The sequence below is a fragment of the Leisingera sp. CC-HEC096 genome, assembly GCF_059429235.1.
In genome coordinates this window covers 2,262,501-2,274,128 of sequence record NZ_JCAIJS010000001.1, presented here as the reverse complement: position 1 = coordinate 2,274,128, position 11,628 = coordinate 2,262,501, and the positions used below count along the sequence as shown (strand labels likewise).

Sequence of the window (11,628 nt, the reverse complement as noted above, 5' to 3'; positions counted from 1 at the left end):
ATTCATTGTCAAGAACGGCCTTTGCTTTTAAGTTCGGTTTGTGTGAAGCCATTGGAAACTTGGGGCATTCCCCTGAAGCAAAGAGGGTCGCAAAGGACGTGAGCAGCACCGGCCAGCATGGGGAAGGGCTGAACGCCAGGGAGTTCAGCAAGTCCAAGAATCGGCGTCATCTCCTGGAGTCCGCAGCGGAAGCCATTTTCAGATACGGCTTCCGGGGGGCGACCATTGCCGCAATTCAGGACATTTCCGGCCTGTCGCGGGGCATGATAAATCTGCATTTCAAGACCAAGGAGAACCTCCTGCTGGCAGTCGCCGAAGATTTGGCGAACAGCTACTCCGAACGATGGAAGAGGGTGGCCCTGGACCCGGCCCTTCCGGCGGCGGAAAAATTGAAAGGGATCATCAAACTGGATGTTTCGCCGGACCTGCTCAACCGTCGCGATGTCGCGGTTTGGTTCGCCTTCCGATCTGAAGTCTATTCGAACCCGGAGTACCGGCGGTACATCGATTCCAGGGATGCAAATCTGCGCAATGTGCTGATTGAGATTTGTCAGACTCTCATCGACGAGGGGTCCTACGCCGGCGCCGATGCAGAGCTTGCAGCCGACGGGCTGATCGCTCTCCTTGAGGGAACGTGGACCGACTTTCACTTGCACGCAGATGATTTTGACCGCGGCAAGGCTGAGCGGACCTGTCTGTATGTTGCAAAGAGCTTGTTTCCGGACCACTTTTGACATTGTCCAGATTGATCTGCTGAGAGCGGTTGCCGGCCGCAGTTTCAGGTGAGTTTTTGAACTCGTGACCGGCTCCGGGGGGCAAATGGGCGCAGCCGCTCGCCTCCCCGGGCCGTCAAGCTCTCAAAGAGGACGGAAATCCGAAGCACTGACGCGCACCTGAAAGACGCGAAGAAAGGGGCCAAGCGGCATCGCGGCGCCGGTGCTTGCCCCGCTAACTATTGCGCCGTCCAGCCGCCATCGACGGGAATGGATGCCCCCGTGACGTTGTGTGCCTCGCGGGCGCAGAGCCAGAGCGCCAGCGCACCGATTTCAGAGGGGTCGGAGGTGCGGCGGGAGGGTTGTTTTTCGGCGAGAAGGTCGGCAATCCCCGCTGCTCTGTCGCCGCCGTGCAGGGCGGCGCGGGCCTGGACTTGGGGCTCGATGATCGCGGTTTCCGTCCAGCCGGGGCAGATGCAGTTGACAGTAATGCCGCCCGTGTCGCGGCTGCCCTGGCTCGCGTATTCCAGCGCTGCGACCCGGGACAGCCCCACCAGCCCGAACTTCGATGCCACATAGGGCGCCTTGTTCACCGAAGCGACCAGCCCGTGAACCGAGGCGATATTGACCACCCGCCCGTATCCGCGTTCGGCCATTTTGGGCATGGCCAGGCGCATCGTGTGAAAGGCCCCCGTCAGGTTGACACCCAGCACAGCATCCCATGTGGCGGTGTCTGCCTCCGCGAGGGAGACGGTTTTCTGGATGCCCGCGTTGTTGGCGAGGATGTCGGTGCCCCCCCATTCTTCCATTCCGGCCATCATGGCTTCGACCGCGCTTGCGTCCCGCATGTCAGCATCGAAAAACCGGGTTTCCGGAGCGCCGGCAGCGGTGACTTCGGCCATAGCGGCCCGGGCTTGTTCCTGATCGGCCAGCCCATGCACGGCCACGCGGGCGCCCGCCCCGGCAAAAGCCTTGGCCATTGCCAGCCCGATGCCCTGAACCGAACCTGTTACGAGGGCGGTCTTTCCGGTCAGATCAGTCATGCAGTTGCTCCTGTTGCAGCATGGCGCGCAGATCGGTTTTCAGCACCTTGCCATAATTGTTCTTGGGCAGTTCCGGCACAAAGATGTACTGCTTTGGCCGCTTGAACCGCGCGATCTGTTCCAGGCAGCGGGCGTCAAGCGCCTCCTGTGCGGCAGTTCCCACGACAAAGGCCACCACTTCTTCGCCCCACTCCGGGTGGGGCCGGCCCACCACGGCCGCTTCGGAGACCTGCGGGTGAGACAGGAGAACGTCCTCCACTTCGCGGGGATAGATGTTGGATCCGCCCGAGATAATCATGTCCTTCGAGCGGTCGATCATCGTGACATAGCCGTCCTGGTCCATTGAGCCCATGTCGCCGGTCCAGAGCCAGCCGTCGCGGATTGTCTTGGCGGTGGCCGCGGGGTTGCGCCAGTATCCTTTCATCACCGTCGCCCCGCGAACGGTGATTTCGCCGGTTTCGCCGGGCGGCAGCTCAGTGCCGGTTTCATCGGCGATCCGGACCATGACAGCGCTCTGGGCTGTGCCCACGGAGTTCAGCCGCGCGCGCCATCGCGGGTGGCTGCGGCCGGCCACGTCATTGCGCGGCAGTACCGTGATGCCCATGGGGCATTCACCCTGGCCATAGACCTGAATGAAACGCGCGCCCATGGTCTCAACCGCGTCCAGAATATCTGCCTCATACATCGGCCCGCCGGCATAGGTGATCGTGCGCAAACCTTCTCCATCCTGGCCCGTTGCCTTGGCGTGACTTGCCAGGCGGCGCACCATGGTGGGGGCTGCGAACATGGAGATGCTGCCAACCGACCGCCCCAGTGCGAGAATTTCTTGCGGATCGAACCCGCCGCTTTCCGGCACCGCATGGCGGGCGCCGCGGATCACGTGCATGAAGTTGTAGATGCCGGCCCCGTGCGACATCGGCGCCGCGTAAAGGATGGCGTCTGGGGGCAGCACATCATCGACATCGGTGAAATAGGCATAGGTCATGGCGGCAATGTTGCCGCACGTCATCATCACGCCTTTGGGCTTGCCGGTGGTGCCTGAGGTGTAAAACAGCCAAACCATATCGTCGGCGTCCAGCATCTCCGGCCGCGCCATCGGTGATGACCGCAGGAGCGTATCCCACTCTGCCCCGTCCGCCGAAACCACCGGTCCGCTCAGGCCGGGCGCGTGCTTGCCATCGCTCAGCGTCAGGGCAGCGCCGGCGTTTTCGATGATCCAGCCGGCCTCCTTCGGGTGCAGCTTGGCGTTAACCGGTACGGCCGCGGCACCGGTGAACCAGATACCGTACAGCGCGATCAGGTACTCAATGCGGTTGCCCATGAAGACCGCGACCCGGTCGCCCTTGGAAACGCCGCGTGCAGCCAGCCCCGTGCCAAGGCGCGCTGCCGCATCGCGAAAGCCCGCATAGTCCAATATGGTCCGGTCCCCTATGAGCAGGGCAGGACGTGCGCCGGCGCGCAATGCAGTCCGGTGCAGCCACTCGGCGGGGTTCATGAACGGGCCTCCAGAATGGAACAGTAATTGGCAACGCCGGAACCGCCCATGTTGAAAACACCCGCCAGCTCTGCCCCGGGTTTCTGCAGCGGCCCGGCCTGTCCGGTAACCTGCTGCGCAGCCAAAACATGCATGGAAACACCGGTGGCGCCGACCGGATGGCCCTTGGCCTTCAACCCGCCCGACAGGTTCACGGGCAGGGCGCCGCCGGCCATGACGGTGCCATCTGCCACCGCCCGGGCCCCCTGGCCCTGCGGCGCCAGGCCCATCGCCTCGTAGATCATCAGCTCGGCGATGGTGAAACAGTCATGCACTTCCGCCAGGTCGAGGTCATTCACGCCGATGCCGGCCTCTTCAAAGGCCATTTCGAACGCGCGCGCCGCACCTGCGAGGCGGGTCATGTCCCGGCGCGACATGGGCAGGTAATCATTGACCTGGCAGGCGGCGCGGAACCCTGCCGCGCATTCAAAGCCGGCGCGGTCTTCGGCCACCATCACCAGCGCGGCGGCACCGTCCGAAATCAGCGAGCAATCCGTCAGCCGCAGCGGCGGAGCGATCACCGGGTTCTTGTCGCTGGGCGTGTTGCAGAACTCAAAGCTCACGTCCCGGCGCATCTGCGCCAGGGGGTTGGCCTGCGCGTTGGCATGGTTCTTAACGGCGATACGGGCCAGCGTCTCGGACTGGTCGCCGTAGGCCTGGAAATAACCGCTGGCGATCCGGGCGAAAATCTGCGGAAAGCTGACCCCCGCCTCTTCGGTCTGATAGGAGGCGCCCGCCAGCGCCGCAGTCACCCCTTTGGTGTCAAGCGAGGTCATCTTCTCCGCGCCAATCACCAGGACGGTCCGGGCCGATCCCGCCCGGATGGCATCACGCGCCGCATAGACCGCCGCCGAGCCCGAAGCGCAGGCGTTTTCCACACGGGTTGCAGGCGTGAAGCGCAGCCGCTCATCCAGGCCCAGCACAAGCGACGACGCAAAGGCGTCCGGGACCATGCCGCTGTTGAAATGCCCCAGCCAGATTGCATCGATCTCTTCCGGGCCGACACAGGCCATTTCGATCGCCTCCGCGGCGGCGGTCTGGATCAGCTCCTCAAAACTCTGGTCCAGCGCACCGAATGGTGTGTGGCCCCAGCCAACTATTTTTGCGTCCATATCTGCCTCCCTTGACGTGAAGACAGGCTAATTGTGTAACGATGGCGGCGCGATCCGTGTAACTACGTAATTATCCATGAATGCTGACCTTGAATCCCTTGCCTTCGACCATGCCCCGATCGGGCTGATCTATGCCGAAAACCGCCTGATCCGCCGCTGTAATCCCCGTTTCGCACGCATGTTCGGATACCGGGCGGAGGATCTCGAAGGGCGTTCCCTTTCGGTGCTTTACCCGTCGATGGAGGAATACCGGCGCATCGGGGACCTTGGCCTGCACAAGATGCAGGGCACCGGCCAGTACGAAGATGAGCGCATCATGCGCCGCCGGGACGGTTCGCATTTCTGGTGCCGGGTGCGGGGGCAGTCGCTTGATGCGGATACGCCTTTTGCCCGGTCGGTTTGGACGTTCGCCGATATTTCCGAGCAGCGCCCGATCACAGAGATGACCGCGCGGGAGCGGCAGGTGGCCAAGATGATGGCCGAAGGGCTTACCAGCAAGGAGATCGCGCGCGGGCTTGGCATCTCACCGCGGACGGTCGAGGTCCATCGCGCCCGGCTATTGGAGAAATTCGGTGCGCGGAACTCATTGGAATTGATCGCGCGCATCACCGGTGTGCCGATTTAGCGTGCCTTGGTTTGCGTGCCCGCGGAGCACCGGGGGGCGGCCCCAAAGCGACGTGCAAGTGCAGACGCCTTTTGCCGCCGCCAAAATTGAGCGATATGGCTCGGTGTCTCGCTGGGAACGGCAGGATCAAATTGCTCTGCCCCTGAGCACCTCCGCTGCAAGCGCTTCAGCTTCCAGAGGGCGGAGCGGTCTTGCGGCCCCATTTTGTTTGCGCGCATGGTGGTTCCGGATGCAGCTCTCGCCGGTAACGGCGGCAGCTCATGCCAAATTCTAAGGGGCGGTTCTGAGGGTAAGCTTTCATGTCTGAATTCAGGTTTCTCTTGAACGGCGACGAACCGGGGCGCGCCACCATTCTCCTCGCCCACGGTGCAGGGGCGGCAATGGACACGCCCTTCATGACCACGATGGCAGAGGCCCTTGCCGCCCGGGGGATGCGCGTTGCCCGGTTTGAATTCGCATACATGGCAGGCCGCCGCAGCGGCGGGCCGAAAAGGCCGCCGCCGAAGGTTGAGGTGTTGCAGGAAGAGTACCGCGAAGCCATCGAGACGCTTGCCTGCAGCGGCCCGCTGTTTATCGGCGGCAAGTCCATGGGCGGCCGGGTCGCCAGTCTGATTGCCGATGATCTTTGGGCTCAGGAACGCATCCGCGGATTGGTCTGCCTTGGCTATCCGTTCCATCCGCCTGGCAAACCCGAAAAGCTCAGGACCGGGCATCTGGCCGGACTGAGAACGCCAGCGCTGATTTGCCAGGGCACCCGTGACCCGTTCGGCACGCAGGGGGAGGTTGCAGGCTATGACCTTTCCGGTGCGGCGGCGTTTTGCTGGCTGGAAGACGGCGATCATGACCTGAAGCCGCGTAAGAGAGTGACCGGGCTGACGCAGGAGCAGCATTTGCAGTCAGCTGCTGAGGAGATCGCCCGCTGGATCAGGGCGGCGGGCTGAGGCCCGGCTGCTGAGATGAAGGCTCCTACCGCTTGCCGAACAGCGCGGCCTGCTGTTTGCGCATCTCCGAGACCTCTGCCTGAAGCCAGCTCCGCAAGACCTGGTACCCCTCCGTCGCCGCATTGGCCGGCGTGGTGACCAGCCAGTAGCGGGCCCGTGATTTCACCGGCGGGCCGGCAGCCTCCAGAAAGCCGGCCTCCAGATCATGTTCGACCAGCAGGCTGCGCCCCAGCGCAATGCCCATGCCGCTGATTGCGGCCTGGATGGCCAGGTCGGCACGGGCAAAGGCATTGATGGAGCGCTCAAACCCGATGTCCCAGCCGCGGCCCGAAAAATAGGCGTTCCAGCTGAACCCGGTGCCGTCGGTTTCGCCGAAGCGGTCGACCAGCAGGCGGGCGCCGGGCTGCCGGCAATAGTCCTGAAAGGATTGCGGCCCCAGGTAACCCGGGCGGCAGACCGGCAGCAGCACGGCCTGCAGCAAGGGTTCCGAATGCAGGCCCGGATATGGCCCCATGCCATAGCGGATCGCGGCCTTGGCCTCGCCTGCGTGCAGGTCGGCCAGCCGGTCATCGACGTCCACCAGCAGATCCAGGCCGCTGGCCTGCGCGCGCTGCAGGGCGGGCACGATCCACTTCATCGCCACCGAAGACGATACCGAAAGCCGCAGGCTGCGGCTGGTTTTCAGGTCCTGCAGCCGGGTGAGCGCGGCTTGCCAGACTCCGCCGCTTTGCTGCGCGGCCTCACACACGATGCGGCCGGCGTCCGTCGGAGTGATCCGGCGGGTGGTGCGGTCAAACAGCGGTACGCCGAGGGCCTCCTCCAGCGCCTTGATCCGGTGGCTGACCGCGGATTGCTCAATCCCCAGCCGTTCCGCAGCGCGGGTAAAGTTTTGTTCCTCGGCAATGGCCGCCAGCAGGGGGGCGCTCTGCAGAAGTTTAGGGAGAAGGCTGTCGTAATTCATGAATCCTGATCATAGTTATATCAGTATTACAGACGCAAGAGTTTGGTCATGCTGACAGAAGTTCATGAAAAGGAGTTCGCAGCATGACCCGGAACACCACATCTGTCACCGCCCGCATCGTCAACGGGTTCGTCACCCTTCGCGACACCGGCGACGCGGAATTGCTTGAGGCCGGCCGCGACGGGTTGAGCGATGCGGACCTCAAGCGGATCAGCCGCGGCAGCGGCGGGCACGTGCAGGCAGCCGGCGGCAACCCCGCGGGAGTTGTGCTGGATGCCGATGACCTTAGCGAGGCGCAGATGCTGGAAATCGCGCAAAAGGTTGGGCTGTCGGAGACCGCGTTCGTTTCGCGTTCCGCCACCGAGGGGTTCAAGCTGGACTTCTTCACCCCGGCCCGGCGCATTGCCCATTGCGGCCACGCGACCATCGCGACCTTCAGCTATCTGGCTGAACTCGGGCGGGTTAAGGAGGGCGAGACCTCCAAAGAAACCGTTGACGGGCCTCGGAAAATCATCGTCCGGGAAGGCGCGGCCTATATGGAGCAGCTGGCGCCGCGCTACGAGACGGCCGCTGATTGGGCGGACCGCGGTGTCCAGCTGCAGGATGTGCTGGCCGCGCTCGGCCTTGCCGAAGACAGGCTGGATCCGCGCTTTGCGCCGGTGCTTGCCAATACCGGCAACAGTTTTGTGCTGGTTGCAGTCAAGGACGCCGCTGCGCTGGCGGCTATCCAGCCCCGGCAGCCGCAGATCGAAGCCATCAGCGAGGCGCTGGACCTGATCGGGTTCTATGTCTTCACAACGGATCCCGCTGCAACCTCCGCCGATGCCACGGCACGCATGTTCGCGCCGCGCTATGGCATAGCTGAGGAGTCGGCAACCGGCATGGCCGCCGGGCCGCTGGCCTGCGCGCTTTATGACCATCTTGGCATCCGCAAGCCCAAGCTTCTGATCGAGCAGGGCCACTACATGGTGCCGGCGTCGCCCAGCGAAATCATGGTCGAGCTGGATTTGGAGGCGGGCCGGATCACTGGCCTGATGGCGGGCGGTTTCGGCGCCGTGATGAAGGAAATGGAGATCTGTTTACCGGAACGGTGCCAGGGCACTTGACGGCGGCGGTCCTGTTTCTGATGTGTTCGTTTCCCCGGACCGTTGCCCCTGGCAGCGGTCCTTTTCCGTGCTGCTGAGTGATAAGGAATTTTCTTTCCCTGACAGTAAACACAGAGTAGGGGTCGTGCCAGGCCGGTGCGTTCTGTGCCGGACCGCACCGGTGACCGCTGATAAGATCGTGAGGCAATATGGCGAACGTAGAGCACCGCAGCAGCCCGGGTGGCGCCGGCACCCCTGTTTCCGGATTTGAAATCAGCCCGGCAAGCCCGGCGGAACCGGAGGCCGCCGCGATGATCCGGCGGCATCTGTCGCAAATGGCTGCGCAGTCGCCTGAGGAAAGCTGCCATGCCTTGGACGGGAGCGGGCTGGAAGGGCCGGATGTGCGGTTCTTCCTGTTGCGCCAGGGCGGCAAGGCTATTGCCATGGGGGCGCTGAAAACCTTGGACGATGGCGCGCGCGAGCTGAAGTCGATGCATACACTGGCAGAGGCGCGCGGCAGCGGGGCAGGGCGGGCGATGCTGGATTTCCTGCTGGCGCTGGCCCGGCGCGATAACGCCTCTGGCATTTATCTGGAAACCGGGTCGACGGATGATTTCTTGCCGTCGCGCCGTCTGTATGAATCCCTGGGGTTTGTGCAATGCGGGCCGTTTGCGGACTACGGCGAGGACCCTTGGTCGGTCTTTATGCACTTGGACCTGCGCGCCGCGGCTTGACCCCCGGCCGGAGCCTGTCATAACTGGCGCCACGCGGTCCCTTAGCTCAACTGGATAGAGCAGCTGACTTCTAATCAGCAGGTTGAGGGTTCGAGTCCTTCAGGGATCGCCATTTCTCGTTATTTCTTTTCTGAGCCTAGCGCTTTGTCTGCGCAGGCACTGCGCGTGTGCAAAGTCCGTTTCCGGGCGGTCAGGTCTCTGATTCCGTCGGCAGCCCGGCTGTCCCCAGGGGCGATCCGGCACTCTGGAAGGTCAGCAGGAGCGGTACGGGAGACGTCTGTGGCGGCTCTGGCCCAGAGGACCCTCACGTTTCCTCCAGGGCGGAATCCGCTGCGGCGGGTTTCCAGTTTATCCGCTTTTTTGCTGAAGCTCCTGCTGCTTTGGCCAGGTGAAGCGGAATGCGCAGCCTTCTCCGGGGGCGGAACGGACGGAGATCGTGCCGCCTGCGCGCTCCAGATGCTTCTTGACGATTGACAGGCCGATGCCGCTGCCCTCGACCTCGTCGCGCGATTTCAGGGTCTGGAACATTTTGAATACCTGATCGTGGTACTCGGGAGCGATGCCGGGACCGTCATCGGCGACTGAAAACAGGTAGTTTTCGCCTGCGTCCTCCACGTTTACCCAGACCGTGCCGGTGGCGCGGTCATTATGCTTGATCGCGTTGGAAACCAGATTGGTGAAAATCTGCTTGAGCGGCATGTTCGGCAGCTGGATACCGTCAAAGCCGGGTGCGATACTGATGGTGAACCCCTCCGGCTTTTCGACCAGCATCAGGACCTCACGCATCAGCTCGTCGCCAGGCATGGTCTGCTGATACCTGCTGTCTTGCTGGCGGCCTGCCCGGGAGTATTCGAGAAGATCATCGAGCAGCCGGTCCATCCGTGATACCCGGGCGCGGAGCAGTTCCAGGTTTTCCCGGCTGTCATCATCCAATCCGTCCGCCAGATCTTCCTCCAGCCACTGGGAGGCGTTCCCGATCACGCGCAGAGGCGCGCGCAAATCGTGGGAGGCGACATAGGCGAAATCGTCCAGGTCCCGGTTCGAGCGGGCCAGTTCGCTCATGATCTCTTCACGTTCCGCCTCGGCGTGTTTGCGGTCGGAAATATCGCGGACAATGCCGCTGAACAGATGATGGCCGCCCACCCTGACCTCGCTCACCGACAGTTCAAGGGGAAACGTGCCGCCGTCCTTGTGCTGCCCCTGAAATTCCCGTCGTGTGCCGATATTCCTGTTTTGACCGGTCCGCAGGTGAGCGGCGAGGTAGCCATCGTGCCTGGAGCGATAGGGTTCAGGCATCAGGAACTTAACATTGCGGCCAACCGCTTCGCTGGCGGAATAACCGAAAATCTTTTCGCAGGCACGGTTGTAGCTTTGAATAATACCCTTGCAGTCAATTGTGATCATGCCCTCGGCGGTGTTGTCCTGTATTGCAGTCAGCTCCTTCTGTTTCTGCTCCAAAAACAGCTGGTTGGTCTTCAGCTCGTGCACAACGGAGGCGATAATCCAGATCGCAAACAGCGTTAGCGTCCTGTTCATCAGGACAACGCTCTCGTCTATGCCGATGCGCTGGAACAGGAAGTAGCCGGTCACCGTCAGCACAGTTGCAATCTTGGCGTAAGTGAATGCAGCCTCCGGTTTGGCCGCCCAGACGGCAAGTATGATGAAAGAGGCATAGATAAGTCCGGCAGCGACGCCCAGCGGTGTCAGGTAATCAAACAGAAATCCCCCGGCCGCCAGCCCGGCTGCAATCCGTTTCTCGTGAAAGCGCAGCCAGGCTTCGGAGAAGCGGGACTGACGTGAGGCTGCTTGCTTGGCAATTGTCATGTCTGTCGCTTTCGGTTGTCGCCGCCCGCGCGGTTCATCTCCGATCCGAGGGTTGATGCTGTGCCTGGCGCGGAGTGCAGCCAGACTGCCGCGTGAATAGCTCACGGCGCATAGAACATCTTATGGCGTCATTTCCACTATCATCACAACTTTTGGTTGTTAACCGGTAAAGATGGGCGGTGCGTGTGACTACGCGGCGCCATTGTGCACAGGGCTATGCAGATCCAGGTGTCCCGCCGGTGTGTCAGGACAGGGCCGGGCAGGGTGAAGTCATCGTAAAACCCGTGCCCGAACGTGCGGGCCGGTGTTAAGAGATTTCTTTTGGAATCGGTCTACTCCCTTCGGGAGCACAGAGAATCAGGAATGCGCGGAGAAGACTTTTGTTTTTCAAGTTCAAGGCAGCACGGCCCGCAGAACAGGACAGCGGCGCCAGGATCATTGCAGACGCTGTTGATGCCACCCAAGCCGTGGCTCAGTTCACCCCGGATGGTGACCTTCTGACAGCAAACGGCAATTTTCTTGCCGCCATGGGCTACAGGATGGAAGAGATCGCGGGGCAGCAGCACTCGATGTTCGTAGCGCCGGAGGTTGCTGCCGGAGCGGAATACAAAAGCTTCTGGAAAAAACTGGCCTCTGGCGAGGTGTTCACGGGGCAGTTTCCGCGGATAGCAAAGGATGGCACCACCGTTTGGTTCCAAGCCAGCTACGCACCGGTTGCCGGAGCCGGGGGCGCTGTTGAGCGTGTGGTTCTCGTTGCCTCGGATGTGACGGAGCGGCGTATTGGCCTGCAGGAAATCGCCCGCGGTCTTGAGGCGATGAGCCAGGGGGACCTGACGGTGCGGGTCAAATTGTCGGATCAGGCCGATATCGCGGCGCTGGGCGAGGCGTTCAACCAGTCAGCAGGGCAGCTGGAAACCGCCATGGGAGCGGTGACACAGGTGTCCGAGGCCGTGGAGCGCACCGCCGGTGAGATGACCAAATCGGCCGGTGAATTGTCCCAGCGCACCGAGAGCCAGGCAGCAACCCTGGAGCAGACTGCGGCTGCCATTGAGGAGC

The 11,628-nt window shown here is 62.6% G+C and carries 11 protein-coding genes and 1 tRNA gene (1 of these 12 cut by a window edge); 7 read left to right on the top strand and 5 right to left on the bottom strand.

Annotation, left to right across the window (positions count from 1 at the left end; translation table 11 throughout):
- Positions 1-98: 98 nt before the first annotated feature.
- Positions 99-734: a TetR/AcrR family transcriptional regulator gene (locus AC5STI_RS10975; RefSeq protein WP_495446663.1), complete on the top strand. Its 636-nt coding sequence runs from the start codon at positions 99-101 to the stop codon at positions 732-734.
- Positions 735-952: 218 nt separating this feature from the next.
- On the opposite strand, the gene AC5STI_RS10970 is transcribed toward AC5STI_RS10975, so the two are convergent.
- Genes AC5STI_RS10970 through AC5STI_RS10960 form a run of 3 tightly spaced genes read right to left on the bottom strand, consistent with a single transcriptional unit; the run spans position 953 to position 4,402 of the window.
- Positions 953-1,756 (bottom strand): 3-hydroxybutyrate dehydrogenase, encoded by an 804-nt coding sequence (locus tag AC5STI_RS10970; protein WP_475047320.1) that lies wholly within the window; start codon positions 1,754-1,756, stop codon positions 953-955.
- Positions 1,749-3,251, bottom strand: coding sequence for a class I adenylate-forming enzyme family protein (locus AC5STI_RS10965; protein ID WP_495446662.1), 1,503 nt, complete (start codon positions 3,249-3,251; stop codon positions 1,749-1,751). Before AC5STI_RS10965 ends, AC5STI_RS10970 begins: the two co-directional genes overlap by 8 nt.
- Positions 3,248-4,402 (bottom strand): acetyl-CoA acetyltransferase, encoded by a 1,155-nt coding sequence (locus AC5STI_RS10960; protein WP_495446661.1) that lies wholly within the window; start codon positions 4,400-4,402, stop codon positions 3,248-3,250. Before AC5STI_RS10960 ends, AC5STI_RS10965 begins: the two co-directional genes overlap by 4 nt.
- Before the next feature lie 76 nt (positions 4,403-4,478).
- Between AC5STI_RS10960 and AC5STI_RS10955 the strand changes: the two genes are divergently transcribed.
- Both AC5STI_RS10955 and AC5STI_RS10950 read left to right on the top strand, forming a co-directional pair.
- Complete coding sequence (locus tag AC5STI_RS10955) at positions 4,479-5,027, top strand: LuxR C-terminal-related transcriptional regulator (RefSeq protein WP_495446660.1); 549 nt, start codon at positions 4,479-4,481, stop codon at positions 5,025-5,027.
- 299 nt (positions 5,028-5,326) lie between these two features.
- Complete coding sequence (locus AC5STI_RS10950) at positions 5,327-5,968, top strand: alpha/beta family hydrolase (protein WP_495446659.1); 642 nt, start codon at positions 5,327-5,329, stop codon at positions 5,966-5,968.
- A gap of 25 nt (positions 5,969-5,993) precedes the next feature.
- Here AC5STI_RS10950 and AC5STI_RS10945 read toward each other — a convergent pair whose 3' ends face one another.
- Positions 5,994-6,929 (bottom strand): LysR family transcriptional regulator, encoded by a 936-nt coding sequence (locus AC5STI_RS10945; RefSeq protein WP_495446658.1) that lies wholly within the window; start codon positions 6,927-6,929, stop codon positions 5,994-5,996.
- An 83-nt stretch (positions 6,930-7,012) separates the two neighbouring features.
- On the opposite strand from AC5STI_RS10945, the gene AC5STI_RS10940 reads away from it, so the two are divergent.
- The 3 genes from AC5STI_RS10940 to AC5STI_RS10930 all read left to right on the top strand — a co-directional run bounded on the left by AC5STI_RS10940 (position 7,013) and on the right by AC5STI_RS10930 (position 8,860).
- Positions 7,013-8,035 carry a PhzF family phenazine biosynthesis protein gene (locus tag AC5STI_RS10940; protein WP_495446657.1) on the top strand — a complete coding sequence of 341 codons (1,023 nt, stop codon included), beginning with the start codon at positions 7,013-7,015 and terminating at the stop codon, positions 8,033-8,035.
- 188 nt (positions 8,036-8,223) lie between these two features.
- Positions 8,224-8,748 (top strand): GNAT family N-acetyltransferase, encoded by a 525-nt coding sequence (locus AC5STI_RS10935; RefSeq protein WP_495446656.1) that lies wholly within the window; start codon positions 8,224-8,226, stop codon positions 8,746-8,748.
- A 35-nt stretch (positions 8,749-8,783) separates the two neighbouring features.
- Positions 8,784-8,860 (top strand) — tRNA-Arg (locus AC5STI_RS10930).
- Between the two features lie 236 nt (positions 8,861-9,096).
- Here the strand turns inward: AC5STI_RS10930 and AC5STI_RS10925 are convergent.
- Positions 9,097-10,572: a sensor histidine kinase gene (locus AC5STI_RS10925; protein ID WP_495446655.1), complete on the bottom strand. Its 1,476-nt coding sequence runs from the start codon at positions 10,570-10,572 to the stop codon at positions 9,097-9,099.
- A gap of 380 nt (positions 10,573-10,952) precedes the next feature.
- Here AC5STI_RS10925 and AC5STI_RS10920 point away from each other — a divergent pair, with 380 nt between their 5' ends.
- Positions 10,953-11,628 carry the 5' end (the start) of a methyl-accepting chemotaxis protein gene (locus AC5STI_RS10920; RefSeq protein ID WP_495446654.1) on the top strand. The gene runs 746 nt beyond the window's last position, so only the first 676 of its 1,422 coding nucleotides appear in the window; the start codon lies at positions 10,953-10,955; its stop codon lies beyond the right edge, outside the window.

Coding starts and splice junctions, on each gene's coding strand:
- AC5STI_RS10955 (WP_495446660.1), top strand. CDS start 4,479: ATGAATGCTGACCTTGAATCCCTTGCCTTCGACCATGCCCCGATCGGG.
- AC5STI_RS10970 (WP_475047320.1), bottom strand. CDS start 1,756: ATGACTGATCTGACCGGAAAGACCGCCCTCGTAACAGGTTCGGTTCAG.
- AC5STI_RS10960 (WP_495446661.1), bottom strand. CDS start 4,402: ATGGACGCAAAAATAGTTGGCTGGGGCCACACACCATTCGGTGCGCTG.
- AC5STI_RS10965 (WP_495446662.1), bottom strand. CDS start 3,251: ATGAACCCCGCCGAGTGGCTGCACCGGACTGCATTGCGCGCCGGCGCA.
- AC5STI_RS10935 (WP_495446656.1), top strand. CDS start 8,224: ATGGCGAACGTAGAGCACCGCAGCAGCCCGGGTGGCGCCGGCACCCCT.
- AC5STI_RS10950 (WP_495446659.1), top strand. CDS start 5,327: ATGTCTGAATTCAGGTTTCTCTTGAACGGCGACGAACCGGGGCGCGCC.
- AC5STI_RS10925 (WP_495446655.1), bottom strand. CDS start 10,572: ATGACAATTGCCAAGCAAGCAGCCTCACGTCAGTCCCGCTTCTCCGAA.
- AC5STI_RS10940 (WP_495446657.1), top strand. CDS start 7,013: ATGACCCGGAACACCACATCTGTCACCGCCCGCATCGTCAACGGGTTC.
- AC5STI_RS10945 (WP_495446658.1), bottom strand. CDS start 6,929: ATGAATTACGACAGCCTTCTCCCTAAACTTCTGCAGAGCGCCCCCCTG.